This is a genomic window from Robertmurraya massiliosenegalensis JC6, assembly GCF_000311725.1.
GTDB lineage: Bacteria > Bacillota > Bacilli > Bacillales > Cytobacillaceae > Robertmurraya > Robertmurraya massiliosenegalensis.
In genome coordinates, this window is record NZ_HE978515.1 from 147026 (window position 1) to 173859 (window position 26834).

The following is a 26834-nucleotide window of genomic DNA, read 5'->3' on the forward strand; positions in this document are numbered from 1 at the left end:
GCAGGGTGGCTAGATATATTTGGCTATAATTTGCCTCCAGAACAAGGGATACCATATGATCAAAAGTTTGGAAGAAATACAAATTCCAGATTCAGCATTTTTATCGGCTTTTCCTAACGCAAGCCTCCCAACTTATACAGATGGGAAATTCCATTATGAAGGCGATGCAGATTATTTCAAGAGTTCCGCAAAAGCATTCCGTGAACAAGGAGTGCGACTACTCGGTGGATGTTGTGGAACCACCCCTGCTCATATTCATTCTTTTGCCGCTGAATTAAAAGGTGTAACACCGATCACAGAAAAGAAATTAAAAAATAAAAAGACTGCCATTAAAGTCGACTATGCTCCGAGCAAAAGAGAAGATGTTCCACTTCAAACGATTGCAAAGGAAAGACATTCTGTTATTGTTGAATTAGACCCACCAAGAAAACTTCATACCGATAAATTTTTTCAAGGGGCAAAGGCATTAAAGGAAGCAGGGATTGACTCCATAACATTGGCAGATAACTCACTCGCCTCCCCACGAATTGAGAACTCAGCCCTCGGATACCTAATGAAAACTAAAGTTGGCTTGCGGCCACTAGTGCATATCACCTGTCGAGACCGCAATATAATCGGCCTGCAGTCTCATTTAATGGGATTACATACACTAGGGTTATATGATGTCCTTGCGATTACGGGTGATCCAGCGCGTGTAGGCGACTTTCCAGGGGCATCTTCCGTTTATGACGTCTCTTCATTTGAACTAATTCAAATGATTAAGCAGTTCAATGAAGGATTATCGACATCAGGAAAAGACCTTGGGCAAAAAGGAGAATTTTCAGTTGCAGCTGCCTTTAATCCTAATGTTCGTTCTGTTGAAAAAGCCGTGATACGTATGGAAAAGAAAATCAAATATGGTGCAGATTATTTTATTACCCAACCTATTTATTCAGAGGAAAAATTACTTGAAGTTCATGAAGCAACAAAACATTTGGATACACCGATTTACATTGGGTTCATGCCTCTGACAAGTAGTAAAAACACAGAGTTTCTCCATAATGAGGTACCCGGGATTAAAATATCTCAAACGATTCGCGATACAATGGCTTCTCTACAAAACGATCCGATCCAATCTGCGCGTGAAGGGATCACAATTACAAAAAACCTCATTGATGCAGCTGCTGAATTATTTAATGGAATCTATTTAATTACCCCCTTTCTGCGCTATGAATTGACGGTTGAGCTTGCTCGCTATGCAAATGAATGTAGCAACAGGATTATGAGGAGGAAGCAAGATGTCGAAAGCATTACTAACTGAAAAATTAAGTGAAAAAATTCTCATCATGGACGGTGCAATGGGTACGATGCTTCAGCAAGCAAACTTAACAGCTGAGGATTTTGGCGGTGAGGAATTCGAAGGTTGTAATGAACTATTAAATCTTACCCGCCCTGATGTGATTGAATCCATCCATTTACAATATTTACAAGCTGGTGCAGATATTATTGAAACCAATACATTTGGCGCAACAGAAATTGTGCTAGATGAGTACGATATCGGACATAAGGCTTATGAACTAAATAAACGTGCAGCCTTCATTGCCAAAAAAGCAGTCAAGCAGATGTCTACACAAGACTGGCCTCGATTTGTTGCAGGATCAATGGGACCAACTACCAAGACACTATCTGTTACGGGGGGCACTACCTTTGAGAAACTCCAACAATCGTATGAAGAGCAAGCGCTTGGTTTAATTGATGGCGGTGTTGACCTCCTTCTTCTCGAAACAAGTCAAGATCTCTTAAATGTAAAAGCTGGTTTTCTAGGGATCGATGAAGCCTTTAAAAAAAGAGAGATTAAACTTCCGATTATTCTATCTGGAACGATAGAGCCGATGGGGACAACTTTGGCTGGGCAGTCTATTGAAGCGTTTTATATCTCTGTTGAACATATGAGACCTCTAGCAGTCGGCTTAAATTGTGCTACTGGACCAGAATTTATGCAGGACCATATCCGTTCCCTTTCTCAGTTGTCAACGGTAGCTGTTAGTTGCTATCCCAATGCGGGACTGCCAGATGAAGAAGGAAACTATCACGAAACTCCTGCATCATTAGCAAAAAAGTTAGGAGGCTTTGCAGCAGAAGGCTGGCTTAATATTGTCGGTGGATGTTGTGGGACAACACCGGAACATATTAAAGCGATTGCTGAGGAAATGAAGCAATATCCACCACGAAAGTCTAGCGTTCAAAATCATCATATGGTGTCAGGGATCGAGCCATTTATTTACGATGATCCTACCCTCCGTCCAATTATGGTCGGCGAAAGAACGAATGTGATCGGTTCCCGAAAATTCAAACGCCTTATTTCTGAAGGAAAGTTTGAAGAAGCCGCTGAGATTGCTCGTGCTCAAGTAAAGGGCGGAGCCCATGTCATTGATATTTGCTTGGCCGACCCTGACCGAGATGAACTAGAGGACGTGGAAAACTTTTTAAAAGAAGTAACGAAAAAGATTAAAGCACCACTTGTCATTGATTCAACTGATGAGAAAGTCATCGAAAAAGCCCTTTCCTATTCACAAGGAAAAGCGATAATCAACTCGATTAATCTAGAAGATGGCGAAGAACGGTTTGCATCAATCTCCCACCTTATTCATCGTTTTGGCGCAGCAGTTGTTGTCGGAACAATTGATGAAAAAGGGATGGGCGTCACGGCAGAAAGAAAACTTGAAATTGCGAGACGATCTTATGATCTCCTTGTTCATAAATATAATATTACACCACAAGACATCATTTTTGACCCGCTTGTTTTCCCAGTGGGTACTGGTGATGAACAATATATCGGCTCTGCTAAAGCAACGGTTGACGGGATACGTTTGATTAAAAAGGAATTTCCAAAAACGTTAACGATCTTAGGAATCAGCAATGTTTCTTTCGGGTTGCCACCTGTTGGGAGAGAAATCTTAAATTCTGTATTCCTTTATCATTGCACACAGGCAGGTCTTGATTATGCAATTGTCAATACAGAAAAGCTAGAACGATTTGCTTCTATCTCAAAGGAAGAAGTCGCAATGGCCGAAAAACTGCTATTTGAAACAACCAAAGATTCTTTAGCCACTTTCACAGAATTCTATCGTGATAAGAAAAAAGAAGCGAAGAGCTCCATTCCTGATATGACGCTTGAGGAAAGATTAGCTTATTATGTGATCGAAGGAACAAAAGAAGGATTAATACAGGATTTAGATGTTGCTTTAAACGTCTTTTCTAGCCCACTTGAAATTATTAATGGCCCTTTAATGGACGGGATGAAGGAAGTTGGCCGCCTCTTCAATAATAATGAGCTAATTGTTGCAGAAGTATTGCAGAGTGCTGAGGTTATGAAAGCAGCGGTCTCACACTTAGAGCCATTTATGGAGAAAAGTGATACAAGCTCAAATAAAGGAAAAATTATTTTAGCGACCGTTAAAGGAGACGTTCATGATATTGGAAAAAACCTCGTGGATATTATTTTGAGTAATAACGGTTATGAGGTTATCGATCTTGGCATTAAAGTAGCCCCTACTACATTGATTGAAGCTGTTAAAAATGAAAAACCTGATATGGTGGGATTATCTGGACTGCTCGTAAAGTCTGCTCAGCAAATGGTAATAACAGCCCATGACCTGAAGCAAGCTGGAATTGATGTTCCGATTTTAGTTGGTGGAGCGGCACTTTCGAGAAAGTTTACTGATACAAAGATCTCGAAAGAATATGATGGGCTTGTTCTATATGCTAAAGATGCCATGAATGGTTTAGCACTTGCCGATCAAATTCAGAACCAAGAAGATCGGCAACATCTTATAAATGAAAAAAATGAAAAGTTAAAAGAGGCCGTTTCCATTGCTTATGAACGACCTGCAACAACGGCAGTGCTCGAGAAACCAAAAGTTTCGACAACCGTTCCAGTTCATGTTCCACGAGACTTAAAAAAACATATATTGAAGTCCTATTCATTAGATCATATAGAACCTTATATCAATAGACAAATGTTAATTGGGCACCACCTTGGGGTAAAAGGAAAAATTGAAAAGCTATTGGCAGCCAACGATGAGAAAGCACATAAAGTAAATGATATGGTCAACCGTCTCATTGTTGAAGCAAAAGAGAACAACTGGATCAAACATACTGCAGTCTATCAATTTTTTCCTGCTCAATCTGATGAAAACCGGATCTATATTTACGACCCTAATGATCATTCACAAATCCTTGAGACATTTGAATTTCCTCGACAAAATAAAGGATCTTTCCTATGTCTTGCCGACTACATCAAGTCAGTAGGATCAGGTGAAGTCGACTATGTTGGTTTTTTTGCGGTAACAGCTGGGAGAGGTATCCGAGAGCAAGCAGAAAAACTTAAAACAGCTGGGAAATTTTTAGAGTCCCACGCCCTACAGGCACTTGCTCTAGAATCTGCTGAAGGATTTGCAGAATTGATCCATCGGCAAATGAGAGATGCGTGGGGATTTCCAGATCCGGCGAGCATGAGGATGCAAGAACGTTTTTCGGCAAAATATCAAGGACAGCGTTTTTCATTTGGTTATCCAGCTTGTCCTGATTTAGAGGATCAAAGTAAACTATTCAAACTGATACAACCAACTGATATTGGAATCCACCTAACAGAAGGCTTTATGATGGAGCCAGAGGCATCTGTTACGGCAATCGTATTTGCTCATCCAGAAGCAAGGTATTTCAATGTCTTATAAGGTAAACAAAGCCAGAGAACCTGCTGTTTCTCTGGCTTTCTCCTTATTACGAATGGAAAGTACGCTTTTTTTCGTTATGACACTTCTGTGTTAAATGCGATGGATGACATGCACGAGTAAAAGAATCCCCACATAAATCTCTTAACATTTCCTCTCTAGAAATTGTTCATATGGGATTTCGTGTATTGTCGGATAGATTGCATCAGTATATTGAAGTAGTTCTCCTTCCTCACCGACACCCGATAAGACAGCAATTCCTTTACGGCAATGGCGGGCAAACTGCATATCAATAATTGAATCTCCGATGAAAAGAATTTGATCGCGCGGGATCTTGATGGCAACAGAAAAGGCTTCGATTGCTTCCATAGCGGGTTTTGCTTCATAGCGATCACCCGTGGCAATAAACTCAACTAACTCATCCACTTTTAACTGCTTAAGGGCGAATAGCGTAGAATCATAATCATCTGCTGTCACAATTCCGATTCGTATATCTGCTTTCTTTAAACGAGTAAATAATGTTTTGACATCTCCTATGGCTTTAATTTCCTTATTGTTTTCAATTGTATATTGATAAAAATACTCACGAACAAAACGAAGTGTATCCTGATCGCTATTTTTTAATGCTTGTTTTAGCACTTCTGCAATATCATAAGACGTGCCTGAAGCTATTGCCGTACAATCCTTTACTTTGTCCTCGCCAACTCCAAGTCTTTGCAATAGTTCTTCGTCGTCTATTTCTTCTTGCACATCGAACTGCATGCGAAAACGGGGAATCATTGCCCGTGTTGCATCTGGCCAAATCGAATTGTATTCGATCAAAGTGCCATCTTTATCAAAGAGTATTGCTTTTTTGTCGATTCCATTCATCCAGTGCTTCTCCCCATGTTTGTAATGATGTTTGTTTCATTCCCCAATAAAAGGGGTTCGTTGTTCCGATAAAGCGATCTTCAGTATCTCGGATATCGACTCTAATCCAATGATAGCTTCCATCTTCAAACTGATATTCATAGCTCGCTCCATTTCCTTCTTCCACTTTGACAATTTTGCCATCTATGACCCACTGAATTTTCGTAGGCTCCTCTCGTTCTAACAAAACTTCCAAGACACCAGTTCCTTTCAGTAGCATATCTCCTGGTAGTAGCTCTTCTCCCCTTACTTTAATATCAATAAATCCATCCCTGCTTAACACTGCATGCCCTGCTTGAATTCCAGCCTTTAAGGCATCTGCTGATAAACCTTCCGCATAAATATACGTGCTTGGATCCCCGATCAGAGAAGGTTCGGTTGCTTCTGGATACTTCTCTTCAGGCAATAAATGACTATCAGAGCCGCCGATGCCCGTGATCTGGTAGCCATCATTCAATAAGACAGACCAAAAAGTTAGTGCCTTTTCTGTCGCTAAACAATTATCTGAATAGGTAGGATCGTTACAAATTTCTAATGAAGTGACCATATCCAATTTCGTATCACGCATTAACCATGCCCATGGCGACAAAAATGGATGATTGATAGAAAATATTCCATTGTGTAAATTGCATTCAATAATTCTATTCATTCCTTCTTCAGAGTACATATCACTTAAACTACCATTTCGAAAGAGTGGTTGTTCAACAAATAGAAAATTTCCATGGCCACCAGGCGCGGTCAATTCAGTCCCTGGAAAAGGCACTACTTCCCCTTCGTTTGGCCAATAATGGGTTACTAGATTATGATCGGTAGCCACGAAGAAATCCAGTTTTTGATTTTTAGCACTCTCTAAATTACGTTCTCTTGTCATCGCTCCATCACTATAATGAGTATGAGTGTGGAAATCGCCTTTATACCATTTTTTAGTTGTGTACACCTGCTTAAGTGGGCCATAAATACAACGCTGGTTTTCCAAATAATCATGTGATACTTCTCCACGTTCACGTAACTCATAATGTACTTCTAACTCAATCGTTTCGTTCTCATCAGGGATAATTTCGAATTCTACTTCCCAAAAACCAGGCATAATCATTCCTGGTACTGATGTTGCACAATTATACTTCTCTTCACTTCCTATGCAAATGGTCTCCATCGGTTTTTTCATCGTTTGCAACGCTTGTCCACGCACTTCATTTTGATGATAAACATTACATGTAAACCACCTGATCTTCTCTCCCTGAAAAGTAATCACTAACTGTTCATATCGTTTATCGACTTCAAAACTCATTCTATAAATCACATTTTCTTTCAATTTATTTTTATCGATAGTTTGATCCAATTTAACAGGAAATGGTTTAATCGGGATGATAATAGAACTTTTCATTCAATATTCCCTCCTATTCGAATGAAGGAGAGATAGATACATCTCTCCTTATGAATCTGTCTTATTTATTGACTTCATCTAATGCATCTTGTGCGACCTCTTGTGCTTCATCTAACGCCTCTTTTGCAGGAACATTTTGTAATTCCACTTTATCTGCAGCAATCGTCAACGCATCTGTAATTTTGCCGCCTGTTGGATCAATAAAGCTAGGTGAAGCATGCAAGGCTTGCTTATAAGGAATGCCTGCATAAGGATTTTCTTCTACATGCTTTTTGTATTCAGCTACCTCCATCGTTGATTCACGGACAGGAATATAACCAATTTTCATCGACCATTGTGCTTGAACTTCAGGACTTGTAAAATATTGCATCCATTTAAAGGCTGCATCTTTTTCAGCTTGTTCTTTCCCTTTTGGGATTAGCATACTTAATGCGCCAGCCATCGGTTTACCGATATTACCACTCAGTCCTGGCTGCTCTCTAGCATCAATAAAGGAGAAATCTAAGTCTCCACGGTCACCAGAAGAACCTGTATAGCCGCCAGCATTTCCATTCATGACTTGGTCAATTGTTTTATACCAATACTCCCAACCTTGTCCGCCTGAAATAAGCCCCATTGTTTTCTCTTCGTGAATATTTTTACGGGCAAATTCCCATGCCTCAACCCATTCAGGAGAATTAATGACTACTTCTTTACCATCATTACTTACCATTTGACCACCATTGCTCAAGGCTAAATCAACTAAATTTCCAGAACCCCACATAATCATATGACCAAATTCAGCATCTGAGTTTTCTTGTATTACTTTTGAACTTTCGGCTAATTTTTCCCATGAAGCAAAAGCATCATCTGGATTTACACCAGCTGCTTCAAACACATTTTTATTAAAATACATAATTTGTGTTGTCCCATACGCTGGAAGAGCATACGTTTTTCCATCCACAATATTTGGCTCAGTAAAGACTGGGAGTAAATCTTCTTTATTAAAATCGGCAGCATCCATGTACTCATCTAATGATTGCAAAATGCCTTCTTCCCCGCCATATGCATTAGCAATCCCTACATCCGCAATAAACACAGCTGGGGCATTCTTCGCAGCTATAGCTGCTTGAACTTTCTGCCATGTTTCACTGTAATCGGCTTGTTGGATACCTTTGACAACAACTTCGTCCTGGGAAGCGTTAAAATCTGCAATAATCGACTCCATCGTTTCTCCAGCGACAGATCCTAAACCATACCAAAATTCAATTTCTACTGCTTCTTCATGATTAGCTCCACCTGTATTATCTTCAGTCGATGCCGAATTGCTTGATCCACCACTAGAACAAGCAGCTAGTAAAGAAATCAAAAGCATGATAATTGTGATTAGACTTAATTTTTTCATAGCGTTTTATTCTCCTTTTTTAATAGAGTTTTTATTTATAAATGACCTAATCTAGCCCTTCACCCCCGCTGAGGAACTAACTGCTCCAATAAAGTATTTTTGTAAAAGGAAATACACCAGCAATAATGGCAGAACTGAGATGACAGTCGCTGCCATAATGAGCGGAAATGTATCGCGAAACGCCCCTTGACTGTTAAAAAAACGATTAAGTCCAACAGAAATCAAGTAATTTTCTTGACTATTTGTAATTAATGAAGGCCATAAATAATTATTAAAATTGCCGATAAAGCTGAGAATTGAAGCATTAATGATCGCATTCTTTGACATCGGCACGACAATTCTCCAAAGAATCGTCCAGTCAGAGGATCCATCAGCACGAGCTGCTTCAATTAATTCTCGCGGCACTTTCAGGAAATTCTGTCTCAGTAGAAAAATCGTAAATACGTTGACAAGGTTGGATACAACAATTCCCGAAAGAGAATCCATCAAGCCCAGCCTTGAAATTATCACATAACTCGGAACATAAGTCGCTGCCGCTGGTAACATATACGTACATAAAATCACCATAAAAAGCGAGTTGCGCCCTTTAAATTCCATTTGCGTTAACGAATACGCTAACAAGCTGGATAGGAACAGCTGCATCAAGACAATGATGAAGGCTGTTGAAAAACTGTTCCAGATATAACGCAAGAATGGCGCCATTTCTAGTGCTCCAGCGAAATTCAACCATTGCGGATTGCTTGGCAAAAATGTCATCGTGCTGCCCAACACTTCTTCTGTCGTTTTTAATGAGCTAAGGAGCATCCAGACCATCGGATAGACCATAAAGAGTCCGATTACTAAAAGGATCAAAAATAAGCTCAGCTTTTCGAATCGATTTGCTTTAAGCATTCTTTTTCCCCCCCTTAGTAAAATACATATTTTTTCGATATCTTCATTGAGATGAATGCCAGAAGAGCGGAAATAATCAGAATTAAAACAGCAACTGCGGTCGCTGCTCCCATATTAAATTGCTGGAAAGCCATTTCATAATATAAATACAATAAAGTTCTAGTACTACCAGCTGGTCCGCCTTGAGTTAGAACATTGATTTGGTCATAAGCTTGCAAAGAGTCCAATGTTAAAATGATAAATAAAAATAATGTTGTCGGTGAAACAAGTGGAATCAATACGTCTCGAACTCGATACCACCAGCTTGCGCCTTCGACATCAGCCACTTCAAATAATCCTTTTGGAATTTTAGACAAGGCATCAGAGAAAAATAAAATTGCCCAGCCGATATTTTTCCAAATGGTCACAATGATAACAGCCCACATTGCCATATCAGAATCTGTCAACCATTTCGGTTCCGTTAGTCCGAGCATTCCAATAAATTGATTGATTGGTCCGATTCGGGGATCAAACATCCAAGACCAAACGATCGACATTCCGATCATCGGTGTAATCCAAGGGGCAAACATAATCCCTTGAAGAAACGTAACGTTTCGTCTCAGCCGGTTCAACATCACGGCAAAAACAAAGCCAAAAAACAAAATCGGCACAACCGTTGCAAGAGCAAAAAAGATCGTATTTACTAATGCTTGCAGAAACGCTTTGTCTGAAAGAATGTTCGTATAATTGCTTATTCCTACATATTCATAGGTTGGACTGATATAATCCCAATTTGTAAAGCTCAGCCAGACGGAAACGATTAATGGAAGGATCCAAAAGATAACGAGTGGAATCAATGGAATCAACACATAAAGAAGAATCTGCCAGATCGTTGCTTTATTATCCATGATTTACCCTCAATTGTTCACTCTGATTTTTTTCCATTTTGAGACGCAGGCGTTCACCTGTCTCTTTGTCAAACCAGCTGATTTTTCTAGGATTGATTGCAAAGAAAACTTGTTCGCCAATTTGAAACTTTTTATCTGGCACTTCTCTGATAATCACCTTCTGGCCCGCTGAAATCCCGTGAATAAATTGGTCTGAGCCCATTTCTTCGATAAAAGTAATCTCAAAAGGATAACCTTCTATTGTTGAGATGTGACAGTCTTCAGGGCGAATTCCCAAAATAAGTTCATCTAGTTCTTTCGTGAAATCAGGGGTCTCCACTATATCGCTCGCAAAAACAAAGTGAGTTGATTCCTTTTTCAGCGCCAGTAAATTCATTGCTGGTGCACCGATAAAGCTTGCGACAAAAAGATTCTTCGGATAATGGTAAATCTCTGTTGGCTTACCAATTTGCTGTACTTTACCGTTGTTTAATATCACAATTTTATCCCCCATCGTCATCGCTTCTGTTTGATCATGCGTGACAAAAATGGTCGTCGCTCCTAATTTTCTATGCAATTGGACTAACTCTTCACGCATTATTGAACGAAGCTTTGCATCCAAATTGGATAATGGCTCGTCCATGAGGAAAATATCTGTATCACGAACGAGCGCCCTTCCTAATGCGACCCTTTGCATTTGACCACCAGATAAATCCTTCGGTTTCCTTTTTAAATAAGGAGTCAAATTCAATAGCGCTGCTGCTCGTTCGACTTTTTCCTTAATGAGGGTTTTTTTTACTTTTCGCACCCTTAATCCGAAGCCGATGTTATCAAAAACAGTCATATGTGGATAAAGTGCATAACTTTGAAAGACCATAGCGATATCGCGATTTTTTGCTGGAATATCATTCTGGCGCTTTCCTTTAATCATTAAATCCCCATTTGTAATCGTTTCAAGCCCCGCAATCATTCGTAATGTTGTTGATTTTCCACAGCCAGACGGACCAAGGAAGACAACAAACTCACCTTGTTCAATTGATAAATTGAAATCGTCGATGACATTCGAATGATGATCATAGCTTTTCGAAATATTATTCAATTCGATTATGGGCATATTCTCACTCCCCTTCTTAATCCTTTTTCAGAATACCACATGAAAAATCTGTTTTTATGTAGGATTCGATAACTTTATATTGTGTTTATGTAAACAAATCACACAAAACCCACATTTTTCTTTCCAATCCCACATGATTCATATAAAATATGCTATAAGGAGTTGGTCTTTTGAAAAAAAATGAGAGATTTAAGTTCATCCTTGAGGAACTGCATAAACACAAAACGGTCCAAGTAAAGCATTTAAGTGAGACATTTAACGTGTCCATGGAAACAATTCGGCGAGATTTGGAGGAACTAGAAGCGGATCAATTCTTAAAAAGAGTATATGGCGGGGCAATTGCCATCAAAAAGAATACCCAGGCCAAGAACTTTATTGAACGAAAAACGGTCCATATAAAAGAAAAACAAAATCTTGCAAGAAACTGTGTGTCGCTGGTAAATGAAGGTGACTTCATCGCCTTTGATGCGAGCACAACAAACCTCACAATCGTTCAGGAGTTAATGAACCATTTTAAACAACTAACTGTTTTAACAAACGACCTGCTCAATGCGCAGCAGATGGCTCTGAATACGCAATGGAAAGTTCTACTTCCCGGCGGAGAAATAAACAATGGGGAGCTTTTTATCGGCGGCGCCTCTGCGATCCAATATATTGAACGCTTCCAAATCGATACCTTTTTCATGAGTGTATCCGGATTCACGCCCGAACTTGGTTTCATGGATTATGGTTTTGAAGAGTATGAGGTAAAGACTGCGATGTTTCGCAATGCCAATCAAATTTATGCAGTAGCCGATCATCATAAATTCGGTCAGCACGCAATGATCAAAATCTGTCATGCTAAGGAAGTAAGTGGCGTCGTCACAGACGAGGAGGTAGACAAAGAGACGATACTATTTTTTGAGAAAAATAAATATCCATTATATTATTAAAAGCAGTTTCAAACGAATTTAGTGATTCAAACAAAAAAAGATTAAGAATAGAGCCATATTAAAAAAGCTGCCTCCTTTATATTTGGAGTCAGCTTTTCATTTAAATCAGCTCGATTCATATATATGTATACGTTCACGCTTACTGCAGCTCTTGACTTTCTCACTTATTTAGACCAATTTCTACAGTTGAAGTCTTTCAGCTTCATTCCCACCGAACATCAATTTAAGACATTACGAGCTAAATGAGATGAGGAGATTCTTTCAATTGCTCTCTGGCTCCTAAAGTGACTCACAAACTGGAAGTAACACCTCTACTGTAGTTCCTTCGCCTAGAACACTATTAATTCTTAATTCTCCTTCATGACTTTCAATAATACTTTTTGAAATCATTAACCCGAGTCCAGTTCCTTTTTCTTTTGTCGTATAAAAAGGATTGCCAATTTTATGTAATACATGGGAAGGGATACCGGAACCTGTATCGTGAAAGGCAATTAAAATGTTTGAATCAACTTTTGTCGTTTCTAAAGTGATCTTCCCGCCGCTTTCCATTGCTTCAATCGCATTTTTTATAATATTTATAAAAACTTGCTTAATTTTATTCTCGACACCGTTAAAACGAAGATGTTGAATTGGTTGGGCGTGGCTTTGCTCGATCACAACACCATGTAAATTAGCCTGGGCGCTCATAAGCATTTGCACATTTTCTAACAAATCCTCTAAACATACCTGTCTAAATTCATCCTGTGTTGGCTTTGCTAATAGAAGTAGTTCACCAACGATGGTGTTGATCCGTTCAATTTCGGATATCATAATATCCACATAACCACTTTCAGTAGAAAATTCATGATCGAGTAATTGAGTAAAACCTTTTAAACTAGTTAAAGGATTACGAATTTCATGTGCAATTCCTGCTGCAAGTTCTCCAACTACACTTAACTTTTCCGTTTGCTGTATAAATTCCTGATTGCGTTTGATTTCAGTTATGTCTCGAATAACAATATGTAAAGATTCCTCTCCCCCATAAACGAACGGTATAATCTTCACCTGAATATCAATAATTTCACCATTCAAGCATATAAATTTCTCTTCATATGGAAGTACTGGTAACCCCTCTTGTAAATCTCTAAAAATCCGTTTTGCTCGATCATGATAAGAAGTATGAATTAAATCATACATACTCATCCCAATAATATCATCTTTGGATTTGGCTTTTAATAACTGGACACCCGTCTCATTAATAAACGTAATTTTGTCACTCTTCACCTTTCTAACGATAATAGTCTCTGGTGCTTTTTCGACAAGTAGACGATATTTTTCCTCACTTTCATACAGTTTTTTTAAAGTAGCTTTCTTTTCATCTATTTCTCGATGAAGATTTTTATTCATTTTATAAAGCTCTTTCGTCCTTTCCACTACTAAGCCCTCTAACTGATCAAAATACTGCTTTCTTTCCGTAATATCTCGAATCGTACATACATATATTTTTTCGTTTTCAACTGCAGCATCAGCAAGATGGATTTCAATTGGAAAGACGGACTTGTTTTTTCTTAAACCGATCGTATCAACATTAGCTCTTTTCGGAACATCATCAATAGAAAATTCAAATAAAATATCCACTCGCTCCCCAATCAGTTCATGATTTGAATATCCAAACATGGACGTTACGGCAGGATTGACAGAAAGAATTTCGCCCGCTTCATTAAAGGAAACAATTGTATCAATTGAAGTCTCGCCTACCGCACGAGCCATTGCTTCTCTTTTTCGAAGTTCAGCAGAAACAGTTTCTAATTCTTTTGTTCTCATGGAAATCACAGCATTCTGTTCGATTACTTTTTTCTTATGTAAATACATGGAAACAAATCCATCAACCTTACATTTTAAAATGATTGGGTCTACAGGTTTTAATATGTAGTCGATTGCACCGACTGAATATCCATACAGAATATTTTCGAGCGTTTGACTTAAAGCCGTATTAAAAATAATCGGGACATCTTTTGTCTTTTCTCGTTCACGAATCATTTTTGCAGTTTCAAATCCGTTAAGTTCAGGCATCTGAACATCCATCAAAATGACAGCAAATTCTTTCTTAAGGACCCATTTCAAGGCCTCCATGCCTGAATTAGCCTGGATAAGACAATAATCAGGTGAATTGAGCACGGCTTCTAATGCTAATAAGTTTTCCGGACGATCATCTACCAATAATATGTTGACTTCTTTACCCTCCATATGCGCTCACACCCCTGTTTCCTTTTGATAGATTTTTTCTTTTTGGTCGATCACTTGATAGGTTATATCTTTCATTCTACTTAATAGTCCTTCTCGACTTCCAAGACCAAGGAATCCATTCCTACTTAAACTGTGAAAAAATAATGTATGGACACGTTCTTGTAATGATTTATTAAAATAAATTAGAACATTTCGGCAGATGATCATATGAAACTCGTTAAAAGAGCCATCTGTCACTAAGTTATGCTGTGCAAAGGTAATATTTTTGGATAATTCTGTGTCAAACTTCGCAAAATCATTTTGAACTGAATAATAAGCAGAAAAATCTTGTACTCCACCTGAATTCACATAGTTATTTGTATATTCTTGCATCTTCTTTAACGGAAATTTGCCATTTTTCGCTACATCCAATACCTTTTCATTAATATCGGTCGCATAGATTCTAGCCTTATCAAAAAGCCCTACTTCTTTTAACAAAATCGCCATTGAATAAACTTCCTCACCCGTTGAACATCCAGCATGCCAAATTCGGATTAGAGGATATTTAGCTAATTCAGGGAGAATCTTCCGCCTCATTATCAAGAAGAAACTTGGGTCGCGAAACATCTCCGAGACATTGATGGAGAAGTCAAAATAGAGCTTCTCCATCATGTTTGGATCATGCAAGACTCTATCTAGTAGCTGTGTAATGGTTTTGATATTATCCACTTTCATACGATATAATATTCTTCTCCGAATCGACGTCGCTGCGTAGTCTCTAAAATCGAGTCCATAACATTGATATATTCCTTCTAGCAACAGTTTTACTTCAATACTTTCTAACTTGTCACTCTGCTGGATATTCATTTTATCTACCTTTCATTTGCAAGTCTTTTAAGAGACTACTAATCTTATAACCTTTTGTCAGTCCCTTAAAAAACGATACTCTATTTATAAAGCCATACTTTTAATAAAGAATATAATTGCTCTAAATTAACTGGCTTTGTAATGTAGTCGGATGCACCTGAATCAATACATTTTTTCCGATCATGACTCATCGCCTTTGCCGTTAGTGCAACTATCGGTAAATCAGTAAAGCGCTCATCCTCTCGAATTTTCCGCATTGCTTCATAGCCATCCATTTCTGGCATCATAATATCCATTAACACAATATCGACATCATCGTTTTCTTGTAAATATTGAATACCATCTTTCCCATTTTCCGCAAAAGAGACTTTCATTCCTACCGCCTCTAGAGCCGTAGTAAGTGAAAAGACATTTCTCATATCGTCATCAACGACGAGAACCTTTTTTCCAACTAGATATTGATCCTGAACGGACTCTGATAAAAGGGTAGGAGCCATAATTAACTGCGGATTCATTTCTTCAACTGTAACGGCAACCTCTCGTTCTCCATCCTGTTTTTCACGTAAATTAGAGATTGGTAAATAAAAAGTAAACACACTCCCTTCTCCCTCTTCACTCACAACCGTTATATGGCCATTTAATAATGCAGCTAATTCTCTGCTTATTGAGAGCCCTAATCCGGTACCACCATATTTACGACTTGTTGTTCCGTCAGCCTGTTGAAAGGCTTCGAAAATAAGCTGTTGATTCTGTTTTGAAATCCCAACCCCAGTATCAGATACTTTAAATAAGATATAGGTTTCACCACGATTCCCCGTCTTTTTTTGCACCTGAAGCTTGACATATCCCCGTTCCGTAAATTTTATGGCATTCGAAATAAGATTCTTTAAAATTTGATACACCTTTTGTTCATCTGTATGAAATGTATTCGGGAGCTCCTCATCAATTTCAACTTCAAATTGAATTCCCTTCTTTTCTACCATAGGCTCAAACTGCTTCTTAAAAAATTGTTCCAACTCATTCATGTTTAATGGTACTTCGTGAACATCCAATTTGCCCGACTCAATTTTTGTTAAATCGAGAATATCGTTAATTAAATTGAGCAAATCTTTTCCTGATGCATAGATCGTACTAGCATACTCCTCTTGTTTATCCGTTAAGTTGCCCTCTTTGTTTTCTTGTAATATTTGAGCCAGAATCAATAAACTATTTAATGGAGTTCTTAATTCATGTGACATATTCGCCAAAAATTCTGATTTATATTTAGAACTTAATTGAAGCTGTTTCGTTCTTTCTTCTAATTCTTGCTTTGTATTCTCCAGATCTTTCGTTTTTTGCTCAGAGTGTCGATATTGTGCTTCAAGCTCTTCGTTCATTGTCCGCAATTCTTCTTGTTGTAACTGTAATTCCTCAGATTGACTTTGCAATTCTTCGTTTAAAGTTTGTGCTTCTTCTAATAGCTGTCTTACTTGCATTTGTTGATTAATTCGATAAATCGTGATTCCAAGTTGCTTTGTTGCTTCCATCATCAATTTCTCTTGCAGTGGTGAAAATTCCGTAAGTGTTGCTAGTTCTATCACTCCAACAACATCTCCATCAAGATGAATAGGAACAATCATAATCGAATTTGGTTTTGTCTCACCAAGACTTGATGAAATCGAAACATAATCTTCTGGGACATGGTATATTTGTTTGATTTTTCCATCTTTCGCACATTGACCGATTAATCCTTCTCCCCATTTAATTGTTTCTTTTTCAGTAATATGATCAGCTGCTGAACCTGCATATACAGATACCTGTGATAAATAATGTTCTGATGCTTCTTCCTTTACTATGTATAACGAACCATACGTAGCATCTACCATCGGCGCCATTTCTTGAAGATATGTATCTCCTAATTTTAAAATATCCAATATTTCTTGCGACAACATTGATAGTTCTGCTAGACGTTTAGATAACCAATTTTGTTCCTCGACCTCTTCTGTATACTCTCTTTCCATCCGTTCATGATCTTCGAGTGCTTGCGCCATTTCATTATAGGCTAAAGCAATTTCCCCAATTTCATCTCTCCCATCCATTTCTAGGCGTGGAAGATTCTCTGAACCGTATTGAATACTTTTCATAACATCTCTTATACTGCGAAAACGTGTCCTAATATCTCTAATCACCCATTTAGACACCATATAGCTGAGAATTAAGGCTACTAATATTGACACGATGCTAACATTAATAAAGAGATGATAATTAGATTTTGAGCTTGCTAGAGTATCCTCCATAATTCCTTCTTGTACAGCAATCAACTGATCAATGACCGTAATAATTTGATGATATTGTTCATTAGCATTTGTATGTATGCTTTGTACCTGGTTCCTTTCATCGTATAATATTTGAGAAATGATTTTCTCGACTGTCTTTTCATATGTATCGAATTGCGAGACCGTCGTCATTAATAAATCTTTCGCCTCTGGCACTTGAATGACCTCTTTTAATACATTGATTTCGTCATTGATACTAATCACTTCTGTTCGAATATCCTCTATACTGTCATCTTTTGTCGTCGCATCGCTTTGTAGAAGAATATTTAGTTCATTATTAATATTTTTAGCTCCCGTTCGAATATGGTTGAGTAGCTTAATTTTTTCATAACGGTCTTCTACTAAATTGTTCATATCTTGATTTTGAATGTTAAGAATTCCCACAATTAAGGTGATAATCATCGTTAACACTAAGATCATTAATCCAAACCCAACATATAATCTTGTCGTGTACTTCATTTCCTAAACCCCTTTAGTGTTTTCTTTCTCTAATTGTACATTTTTTCTATCTAAACTATCAATTCTACTATTTTCCCTATTTATTAAAAATTAAACCATATTTTAACTATTATTTGATATGTTATTGTTGAATTTTGTATAAAATTATCATTTTTCTGAACAAAGAAAACGCTAAGAATATGACTCCCTAGCGCAATACTCAATTCGAGATAATATAAAAAATCAATATTAAGCTAATTATAGACACTGCAGTAGAGGCAAATAGACCAGTTAAAAATGGCTTGAAGCCAAGTTTAGCAAAGCCTTTCAGATTGACCTGTAGCCCAACAGCTGCCATGACCATCACGATCATAAATTTTGCTCCATCATTGCTTAAGCCTTGGAACCAAGTTGGAAATAAGCCTAATGTATTTAAAACACTCATCAATAAGAACCACATAATAAACCAAGGGAATGCTGATTTTAAGGAGTGCTTGATAGTCCCCTTATTTTGTTTTCCCGTGAGAGATGGCAAAATTAGAATTACTGGTAAAAGGAACAATGTTCTTGCCAGCTTTACGGTCGTAGCTACATTTCCAGCTTCGTTGCTATAAGCAAATCCAACGGCAACGGCAGAAGAAGTATCATGAACGGCCGTCCCAGCCCAAATGCCAAAGGACATGGAATCAAAGTGAAGTATATGTCCGACGAATGGATACACAAAGAAAGCAAGTAAATTAAAAAAGACAATCGTAGAAATAGCATAGGCCGTTTCATCATCTTTCGCTTCTAATACCCCTTTTACACAAGAAATTGCTGTTGCCCCGCAAATGCTCGTCCCGATTCCGATCATGAGAGTGAGTGTTCGATCTAATTTTAATAGCCTCCCAAACCAATAAGTAAGACCAATTCCTAATATCACAGAGGTGATAACGACAAGTAAAGACTGTTGGCCAATTGTAACGATTGCATTTAAATTCAAACTAACACCTAAAAAGATGACAGCTATTTTCAATACCTTAGAAATAACAAAATTCAATCCTGTTTCAAACTTAATAGGTACTCCCCACGTATTTCGAATAATAAGTCCAATGATAATGGCAAAAAGGATACTCCCTATTAAAGGAAAGAGATTCCCCAAATAGTTCGCACCTAAGGCAATCACCACAACGAGGGTCATTCCACTCAACTTATTTTTCCACTTTATGTTCCTATCCTGTTGTCCTTGCAAAATTTCCACTTCTCCTCTATAAATAGACGCCATAAATCACTGTCCTTAGTAAATTCCATGCATATGAGTCGATTTCACAATGTAACGAAGGTAAATGAAAAAACGAACAGCTTTAGCATCATTCACTCGAACACACTCTGGAATTCTAATAATCAAATTGTGTAGCGTTACATTTTTTCGTTTTTTAACTTTAGAAGCACGATTATGAAATTGATTCACATAAAAAAGGGGATCAAAGAATTTGCTTCTTTAACACCCTTTTTTTATCTAAATTGTGTTTATTAACGACTTGCTGTAGCCGTGTTAATAAATTGGTCGTCAATTAATTCAGTGAAATTTGGCTGATCTTTTAAGAACTTTAATGTGTAAGAGCTATCTGCAAACGCTTGAACAGCGTCTTTATCTACTTCATATGTGAAGCCAATGCGCTCCCATGCAAGATCGACAACTTCTTGATCAAGTTCTTGACCTGTTGTTTCTTTAATATCCTTAATCGTTATTTCTTTTGCTTCTTGAGGATTTTCTTCAATGAATGTAACAGCTTCTTTATGGGCTGCCACGATTTTTTCAATCGTTTCATTATGGTTCTCAATCATGTCGCCACTTGTTACAAGGATAGAGGCTGGTAATGTTTCACCAAACGAAATTTCGTTCCACGGAATCACCACTTCTGCTCCTGTTTCCACTTGAATCTGTGCTGCCCAAGGTTCTGGTGCAACCGCAATATCAATTTTACCAGCTTGAAGCATAGCTGAATATTGTGCTGGATTTCCGGTTAAATGCTTCATCGTACCACCAATTCGTTCAGAAGTGATCCCGAGATCTTGTAAATATGTTTCATATTGGACGTCATGTGTGCATCCTACAGCTGGTGTAATAAATGTCTTTCCTGCAAGATCCTCTGGTGAAGTAATTCCACTTCCCTCTCTGGCTAAAACAACAGTCCCACCAGTTGAAGCTCCTGCAATGATTCTTACATCAGCCCCTGTTGAATAGTTATTCATAGCTGGCCCTGGACCTACTAACCCGGCATCAATCTCACCTGTTTTCAAGGCCGTCATGAATGCTGCGCCATCAGCGAATGTTTTATATTCTACTGTTGTTCCATCGCCTAATTGTTGTTCAAAATAACCCTTATCCTTCGCAATCATTGCTGGAACGTGGTTAATATTCGGAAAATAACCAATCACCACTTTTTCATTTGCTCCATTTGCAGAATTTGATCCACAACCTGCTAAAATACCGACACATAACATAAGCGTCATAAATATTAATAGTGATTTCTTTTTCATCTTTTCCCCTCCTAGTAAACTTTTTTTCTATGATTCTAGTCCCCATCGTTTCATTACTGACTTCTCTACTCTGTTAAAAATAAGCTGATCGACAACAGAGCCAATTACTCCAATAATTACAATAACGCCTATGACAAGGCTCATATCACCAAAATCTGATGCATATCGAAGAGTGTAACCTAATCCAGGACCTGTGCTTAACAACTCCCCTGCCATTAATGCTCTCCAGGCAAATGCCCAAGCAAGTCTTGCCCCCGTAACTACATATGGGATGGAAGCCGGAAATACGACGCGGAAAAATAAATCCATTCCCTTTGATCCCATCGTTTGCGCAGCTCGTATATATAATGGAGAGACATTCTTTATGCCCATGCGCATATTTAAGGTCATTACAAACGTTCCACCAAGAACAACGACAAATATAACAGATACTTCATTCATCCCAAACCACATGATAGCAAGCGGGAGCCAAACAATACTTGGTACACTTTGTAGAGCTAAAATGAGTGAGCCAAGAGTATCATCAGCGTACTTTGATTTAGCGAGAAGAATACCAATTGCTGCTCCAAGGACAAGCGAAATGCCTAATCCAATAAATAATCGTTTGAAGCTGGCTACTAAATCATAAATGAGTGTTTTATCCTCAAATCCTGTTACAAGAGCATTGAACACCATGGTTGGAGATGGGAGAATAATCGGCATCCATAATTCAAGGCGGGAACCTAGCTCCCAAAGGAAAATAACAACAGCGAAAAAGATAATTTGTCTTGTGAATTTTTTCATATCGCTAATTCCTCACTAACAACCTTGTCAATTTCCTTTTTCAAGAAGCTCATGATATGCTCTTCAAGCTCCATCACTTGCTGCTTATGCTCATGTCTTGGTCTTGGAATATCAACTTTAATATCCTCTAAAACAATTCCTGGCTTTGTCCCCATCACAATAATTCGATCAGATAGCTTAATAGATTCAGAGATACTATGTGTAACGAAGAGGATCGTTTTCTTCGTCTCCATCCAGATCGTTTCAAGCTGAACATGAAGTCTCGAACGAGTTTGTTCATCTAAAGCCCCAAATGGCTCATCCATTAATAATGTTTCCGGATCCATCGCTAGCGCTCTTGCAATCGCAACACGTTGTTGCATTCCACCTGAAAGTTCATGAGGATAATGCTCCGTATATTTACCTAGTTGGACCATTTGCAAATACTTCATGGCTGCATCTACTGCTTCTTTTTTTGTCATCATTTTTTTTAATGGAAACATCACATTCTCTAACACATTTAACCAAGGAAAAAGTGCTGCCTGCTGAAACACCATCCCTCTGTCTCTTCCAGGTTTCGTCACTTTTGTCCCATTTACTTGAACGACTCCATCTGTCGGTTTTGTTAAACCTGCAACAATGTTAAGAAGAGTTGATTTACCACATCCAGATGGTCCTAGAATGGAGATAAATTCGCCCTTATCAATGGATAAATTGATATCTTTTAAAATATCAACGGGCTGATTTTCTTTATTTAAATATTGTTTATCGATTTTATTGATGTCTATAAACATAAATCCACACCTATTCTAATAAATCTTATCATAATACTCGGATTACATGGTTTTATTATATGTGATTTTCCAACAATGTCAACCATTAAATAGGGTTTAAACCATTTCCAAAAAAAATAGAGCTAACCATCTTTCTTGTTAGCTCCCTCTTGTTCAGTTAGTTCAAGCTCATCTCGCATACGTTCTTCTTCTTCGTCAACACTAATCCGAGCGATTTGTTCCACTAATTGATGATGTACTACATCCATGTCTTCTTGACAATGAAATGGTTCTTTTTTTCTCATGAAAGCCACTCCCTCACTTCTTCATTCAATAATTATGGCACTTTTCGCAACCATTGTTGCTATTTAGTCATAGATTGACCTACATGAATGAATTTATTCAAGGGAACTTTACTTTTAAAGACTTGAAAATTACTCAAACGCTATCCCGACGAGTCGAGAAATGGCTCGACAGAACTTCTTCCAATTTTCTGGGAAGGTTTGAAGTCCTTCGCTTTCATATACTTTGCCCTTTGTTCTCAGTGTAACAGACCAATTCGTTCCATCTAATAATAGGGAATCAGGTTGATAATCTCTTTCCCAATCCCATATTTTTAATCTTATAATTTCTTTTTTAAACTTCTCTACATCCCCAATGTAAATCGTTCTTTCTTCTCGAACTTTTTTCATAAAACCATCGTTATTCCATTCAAACATGAAAAACCGCTGTTGAATAAAATCCACTTCTAGTTTAAATGATGGTCCAGGAAAACCTCCGACAGTAGCAGATAAAGAGAGAAGCTCCTTCTCTTTTCTTATCGAAACGATATCATCATTTACATTGAATAAATCTTTTTTTCTACTGACGACGGATTTTACATGGGATACTTGAACTGGATTTTTATTTTTATTACTCGTCCAGTTTCTTTCATTCATTTCTTCACAAATTGCATGAAAAGAAACAGGTCCGTTTTTTTCTAAAATATCAATTATCATCTCATACATGTTCATGATTAAGCCCATTCCTTCAGGTTTCTAATATTCTTGGAGTACGTTCCAGTTTGAAAATGATTATCTGAATTGAATTATATAATATTTTCTGCAATTTGACTGTAACAAAGTGCACGCTGAGGGAAAAATAGCACTTCACTTGCTCATTTTATTTCAAAAGCATCGCTAAAGGCATATGATACGAGCAAAAATCCTCTTGTCAACTTGGAGCGCCTGCAAAATCTAATTCATCCTTCAAAGTTTGAAAATCATGACATACAAAAGAGATCTGGAGAACATATTCTCTCTAGACCTCTCATGAACAATCATCAACTCTTGAAATCAAAGTAACGATTGACTATCCTTTTAGTATTAAAATTTCTTCTTCGGTTTTTGCAATTTTCAAAAGTTGACTATCCAGCCTTTTATTCACATCTTGCAGATGAAGTTGATAGGCCTTTTCTAATCTCGTTATCGCTTCATTCATGACACTTGTCCATTGTTCTGTTGGTTGACCTTCAAGTCGAAAAAGAATATCTTTTATATCAGTTAAATCAATTTGATTAACAATCACGCGGTGTTCAATGCTATCTATTTTTTCAAGCTTGGAAAGTCTCTCATCTATCGCCGCAAACTTCTTATCTATATTAGAATTCATTTGATTCAATAATTCAGTAATCCCTTGCAGTTCTTTCTCCATATTCAATTACTCCCTTCCAATATAGATATTGTAACATTTACACAGTAGAAATATTGTTACAATATTTAGCTAAATCGGTGACGATTTTTCAACATTTCAAAATGGCGATTGACAATACATTTGTAAGTAATATTAAAAATTTCAGCGTTATTTTTCAAAATGAGCAAACTTTTTTATCAACCTTTTGGTATTAGTATATAGAAATGCATTTCAAGCAAGTTCTCGAGAGGAGTGGGAATATTCCATGGATACATCATTGCTTAAACGTATTAAATCAGGTGATAAAGAAGCTTTTCGAACCTTTTATAATCAACAAATTGATAAAGCGTTACGCGTAGCGATATTAATAACGAAAAATCGCGAACTAGCGAAAGAAGCCACCCAGGAAACTTTTATACGTGTATATAAAAACTTATCATCTTATGATTCGAAGAGACCTTTTGATCCCTGGTTCTATCGAATCTTAACAAATGAATGTAACCGAATTATGAAAAAAGAATCAAAAATGAACTACCACAAAGAGTATCTCGATATTGATGTGAAAGATTCATCACATAAGACTGAGGATTTCTCCGAATTAAATGAGGCGATCCAGTCTCTAAACGAGCTCTATCGGATTCCGATTATTTTAAAATATCTCAAAGGTTTCTCAGAACGAGAAATCTCAACTGTATTAGAAACGAATCAAAACACAATCAAATCACGACTTCACAAGGGCAGATCGTTATTAAGAGATTATTTAAACGACCTTGAGGATAGGGGGAAAAAGCATGTTTAAGGATGAGGATAAAAAAATTGAGGAGAGCTTAGAAGAAATGTCAAACTTCCACCCTAAAGAAAAAGAAGAAATTTGGAATAGCATTGAAAAAGAATTATTTGCTGATGAAAAGAAGAAAGAGATCAAAAAAACCAAACCCATTAAGAGAAAATTAACGATACTAGTGGCTGCCGCAGCCGTGGTGTTCCTCTCATTTGGTTCACAATCTGAAACGGGAAGCGCCTTAGTTGATAAAGTCAAATCGATGTTTGAGCCTGAAAAGGAAATTATCCAAAGTATCGAGGGAATGGATGAAGGTACGAATCTTACATTAAATGCAGGGAAAGAAGCAGAATATGTTATCTATATAGACGAAGAACGTTATGTCATGGAGGAGACGGAAGCCGGAGACGTTATTACACCTAAAGAACCTCTTGAAGAACGCTATCCAGAAGTATCTATGACGATAACGCAACGAAAGGATCAACCAGCTAATGAAGCATTAGCTGAAATTAAAGATGAGATATTAGCCGATTACCCGAATGTCATACTTGATGAAAAAACGAATGAACCTTTACCTGGTCATATGTTTTTAGCTAAGAAGGATGGACATGACTGGGATAATGAGCTGACAAAAGTATATGTTCTTGATAATGGGTCAGGTGGTAGCTTTATTATTCAACAGAAATACTTCTCTATTGCGGAAGAAGGACATGGAGCAAGATTTGATACAATGCTCAAGGAATTCCACATCGTAGAAGACTAATACAACTAAAAAAGGACAGTTATCGCAGAATATGATGACTGTCCTTTCATTTCAAATCGGCACCTCAAAAATCACTTTTGTACCTTTATCGACTATAGATTGAATTTGCAATATCCCACTAACAGCACGGGCTCTTTCCTCCATACTAAATAGTCCGACCCCTCTTTGTGCTTTCTGCTGGTTAAACCCTCTACCAAAATCCTCTACTAGCACTCTAACCGAGTTGTCTAATTCTCTTATTGTGACAGTCGCTTTTTCCGATTCTGCATATTTACGTGTATTTGTCAGTGCTTCTTGAATAATTCGATAGATCGCTACTTCTTTGTTAGACGAAATTCTTCTATTTATATGGCAATCTAATTCTACATCGATGCCATAATGCTTTGAATAACGAGTTAAGTACGAGCGAATCGCAGGGATAAGTCCCAAATCATCCAGTACTGAGGGACGTAACTCCCATGAAATTTTTCGAATCTCTTCTATTAACTCTGATGCTTCATGTTGTAGCTGATCAATGAGTGGATGGGACACTTCTGCTTGGAGAAGATTGATCGTAATCAAATGGCTATAAAGATTTTGACCAATTCCATCATGAAGGTCTCGAGAAAGTTTCTTTCTCTCATCTTCCTGAACGTCGATTAATCTGGTCATCATTTGCTTCAACTCAGCTTCGATTTTCATTCGCTTCGTAATTTCATAGCGAATCGCCAAATATTGATAAGGTCGCCCTTCTTCCGTTAAAAATGGAACAATCGTAGTATCAACCCAATAGTAATTTCCAGTTTTTGCACGATTACGAATTTCACCCTTCCACACTTTCCCTGAAGAAATCGTTCTCCACATGTCACGAAAAAATTCCTTCGGATGATATTGGGAGTTTACGATTCGGTGATCTTTCCCGATTAATTCCTCTTTTGAATAGGCCGAGATTTCACAAAACTTATCATTTACATATTGAATAATACCTCTTTGATCCGTATACGCCACAATGGCAGATGCATCTAATGCATATTTTAAATCTAATAATTCTTTATATGGTTGTGAAAAGTTCGACTCCATATTCATTTTTTCACCTCAATTTTATTCCGCATTTATAATCTTCTCAATACGACTTGAGGCCGCTTTTACCAACAATTTATCTTGAACTGAAAGGGACTGGTTTGATCGATTTCCTATTAACAGCACCCCTTTTGCCATCCCCTTAAATTGAACAGGTACTGCAAAGGAATAAATAAGCTTCTCTGCTAGCATAATGGGATATTCCAATGCCTTTCCGACGATATCATTTGGGAAGTCTTCAATGGTCATTGCTCCTCCAGTAGATATGACTCTTCCTGCAATCCCTTTTCCATATCGAACAGAAATCAACTTGTATTTTTCGTTGTAGTTACCTGCTGCAATATGCCATTTAATATCTGGTCCAATCGTATTCTGAAAAGCGAAGCCTACAAAATCACAATGAATCTGCGCTTTGATCTGCTCGCATTCTCTTAAAATGGGGTCATAGTTTTTACTTTTATTAAACATCGAAACCTTCCTTTATA

General features: G+C 37.6%; 22 protein-coding genes and 1 pseudogene. 5 read left to right on the forward strand and 18 right to left on the reverse strand.

Features of this window, described 5'->3' with window-relative positions; all coding sequences use genetic code 11:
* Positions 1–49 precede the first annotated feature (49 nt).
* Positions 50–1300 (forward strand): annotated as a pseudogene (locus tag BMSHG_RS26450) (bifunctional homocysteine S-methyltransferase/methylenetetrahydrofolate reductase); the annotation flags it as partial.
* A complete protein-coding gene (gene metH, locus BMSHG_RS17035; protein WP_019155670.1) occupies positions 1278–4715 on the forward strand; it encodes a methionine synthase in 3438 nt (1145 codons plus the stop codon). The pseudogene BMSHG_RS26450 and the gene metH, both read left to right, overlap by 23 nt.
* A 141-nt stretch (positions 4716–4856) precedes the next feature.
* Here metH and BMSHG_RS17040 read toward each other — a convergent pair whose 3' ends face one another.
* The 6 genes from BMSHG_RS17040 to BMSHG_RS17065 form a co-directional block, all read right to left on the reverse strand.
* Positions 4857–5582 carry an HAD family hydrolase gene (locus tag BMSHG_RS17040; RefSeq protein ID WP_019155671.1) on the reverse strand — a complete coding sequence of 242 codons (726 nt, stop codon included), beginning with the start codon at positions 5580–5582 and terminating at the stop codon, positions 4857–4859.
* Positions 5548–7005, reverse strand: a complete 1458-nt coding sequence (locus BMSHG_RS17045; protein WP_019155672.1) for a CehA/McbA family metallohydrolase — start codon at positions 7003–7005, stop codon at positions 5548–5550. The genes BMSHG_RS17040 and BMSHG_RS17045 overlap by 35 nt, the downstream gene beginning before the upstream one ends.
* A 61-nt stretch (positions 7006–7066) precedes the next feature.
* Positions 7067–8389 carry an ABC transporter substrate-binding protein gene (locus BMSHG_RS17050; RefSeq protein WP_019155673.1) on the reverse strand — a complete coding sequence of 441 codons (1323 nt, stop codon included), beginning with the start codon at positions 8387–8389 and terminating at the stop codon, positions 7067–7069.
* A 51-nt stretch (positions 8390–8440) separates the two neighbouring features.
* Positions 8441–9241, reverse strand: a complete 801-nt coding sequence (locus BMSHG_RS17055) for a carbohydrate ABC transporter permease (RefSeq protein ID WP_213083604.1) — start codon at positions 9239–9241, stop codon at positions 8441–8443.
* Between the two features lie 53 nt (positions 9242–9294).
* Complete coding sequence (locus BMSHG_RS17060) at positions 9295–10167, reverse strand: carbohydrate ABC transporter permease (protein ID WP_019155675.1); 873 nt, start codon at positions 10165–10167, stop codon at positions 9295–9297.
* Positions 10160–11260 (reverse strand): ABC transporter ATP-binding protein, encoded by a 1101-nt coding sequence (locus BMSHG_RS17065; protein ID WP_019155676.1) that lies wholly within the window; start codon positions 11258–11260, stop codon positions 10160–10162. Before BMSHG_RS17065 ends, BMSHG_RS17060 begins: the two co-directional genes overlap by 8 nt.
* Positions 11261–11430: 170 nt before the next feature.
* Between BMSHG_RS17065 and BMSHG_RS26455 the strand changes: the two genes are divergently transcribed.
* Positions 11431–12192 (forward strand): DeoR/GlpR family DNA-binding transcription regulator, encoded by a 762-nt coding sequence (locus BMSHG_RS26455; RefSeq protein ID WP_019155677.1) that lies wholly within the window; start codon positions 11431–11433, stop codon positions 12190–12192.
* Between the two features lie 279 nt (positions 12193–12471).
* Here the strand turns inward: BMSHG_RS26455 and BMSHG_RS17075 are convergent, their stop codons facing one another.
* The 10 genes from BMSHG_RS17075 to BMSHG_RS17120 all read right to left on the reverse strand — a co-directional run bounded on the left by BMSHG_RS17075 (position 12472) and on the right by BMSHG_RS17120 (position 23767).
* Positions 12472–14418 carry a PAS domain S-box protein gene (locus tag BMSHG_RS17075; protein WP_019155678.1) on the reverse strand — a complete coding sequence of 649 codons (1947 nt, stop codon included), beginning with the start codon at positions 14416–14418 and terminating at the stop codon, positions 12472–12474.
* Positions 14419–14424: 6 nt separating this feature from the next.
* A complete protein-coding gene (locus tag BMSHG_RS17080) occupies positions 14425–15264 on the reverse strand; it encodes a CheR family methyltransferase (protein WP_019155679.1) in 840 nt (279 codons plus the stop codon).
* Positions 15265–15344: 80 nt separating this feature from the next.
* Positions 15345–18038: a response regulator gene (locus tag BMSHG_RS17085; RefSeq protein WP_019155680.1), complete on the reverse strand. Its 2694-nt coding sequence runs from the start codon at positions 18036–18038 to the stop codon at positions 15345–15347.
* 199 nt (positions 18039–18237) lie between these two features.
* Entirely contained in the window at positions 18238–19197 is a 960-nt protein-coding gene (locus BMSHG_RS17090) for a YeiH family protein (RefSeq protein ID WP_235776414.1), read from the reverse strand.
* 332 nt (positions 19198–19529) lie between these two features.
* On the reverse strand, positions 19530–20540 hold the full coding sequence (locus tag BMSHG_RS17095; protein ID WP_019155682.1) for an aliphatic sulfonate ABC transporter substrate-binding protein: 1011 nt from the start codon (positions 20538–20540) through the stop codon (positions 19530–19532).
* Positions 20541–20567: 27 nt separating this feature from the next.
* On the reverse strand, positions 20568–21323 hold the full coding sequence (locus BMSHG_RS17100; protein WP_019155683.1) for an ABC transporter permease: 756 nt from the start codon (positions 21321–21323) through the stop codon (positions 20568–20570).
* The gene (locus tag BMSHG_RS17105; protein ID WP_019155684.1) at positions 21320–22096 is read right to left on the reverse strand and encodes an ABC transporter ATP-binding protein; all 777 of its coding nucleotides are present in this window, start codon (positions 22094–22096) and stop codon (positions 21320–21322) included. The genes BMSHG_RS17100 and BMSHG_RS17105 overlap by 4 nt, the downstream gene beginning before the upstream one ends.
* 122 nt (positions 22097–22218) lie before the next feature.
* Positions 22219–22380, reverse strand: coding sequence for a hypothetical protein (locus tag BMSHG_RS28750; protein WP_019155685.1), 162 nt, complete (start codon positions 22378–22380; stop codon positions 22219–22221).
* Positions 22381–22509: 129 nt separating this feature from the next.
* Positions 22510–23088 (reverse strand): hypothetical protein, encoded by a 579-nt coding sequence (locus tag BMSHG_RS17115; protein WP_019155686.1) that lies wholly within the window; start codon positions 23086–23088, stop codon positions 22510–22512.
* Between the two features lie 337 nt (positions 23089–23425).
* On the reverse strand, positions 23426–23767 hold the full coding sequence (locus BMSHG_RS17120) for a hypothetical protein (RefSeq protein ID WP_019155687.1): 342 nt from the start codon (positions 23765–23767) through the stop codon (positions 23426–23428).
* Between the two features lie 244 nt (positions 23768–24011).
* Between BMSHG_RS17120 and BMSHG_RS17125 the strand changes: the two genes are divergently transcribed.
* Both BMSHG_RS17125 and BMSHG_RS17130 read left to right on the forward strand, forming a co-directional pair.
* A complete protein-coding gene (locus tag BMSHG_RS17125) occupies positions 24012–24545 on the forward strand; it encodes an RNA polymerase sigma factor (protein WP_019155688.1) in 534 nt (177 codons plus the stop codon).
* Entirely contained in the window at positions 24538–25290 is a 753-nt protein-coding gene (locus BMSHG_RS17130) for a hypothetical protein (RefSeq protein ID WP_019155689.1), read from the forward strand. Before BMSHG_RS17125 ends, BMSHG_RS17130 begins: the two co-directional genes overlap by 8 nt.
* A gap of 51 nt (positions 25291–25341) precedes the next feature.
* On the opposite strand, the gene BMSHG_RS17135 is transcribed toward BMSHG_RS17130, so the two are convergent.
* Together BMSHG_RS17135 and BMSHG_RS17140 are read right to left on the reverse strand one after the other, a co-directional pair.
* On the reverse strand, positions 25342–26355 hold the full coding sequence (locus BMSHG_RS17135; protein WP_148346975.1) for a PAS domain-containing sensor histidine kinase: 1014 nt from the start codon (positions 26353–26355) through the stop codon (positions 25342–25344).
* A 15-nt stretch (positions 26356–26370) separates the two neighbouring features.
* Positions 26371–26817, reverse strand: coding sequence for a GAF domain-containing protein (locus BMSHG_RS17140; RefSeq protein ID WP_019155691.1), 447 nt, complete (start codon positions 26815–26817; stop codon positions 26371–26373).
* Positions 26818–26834: the final 17 nt, after the last annotated feature.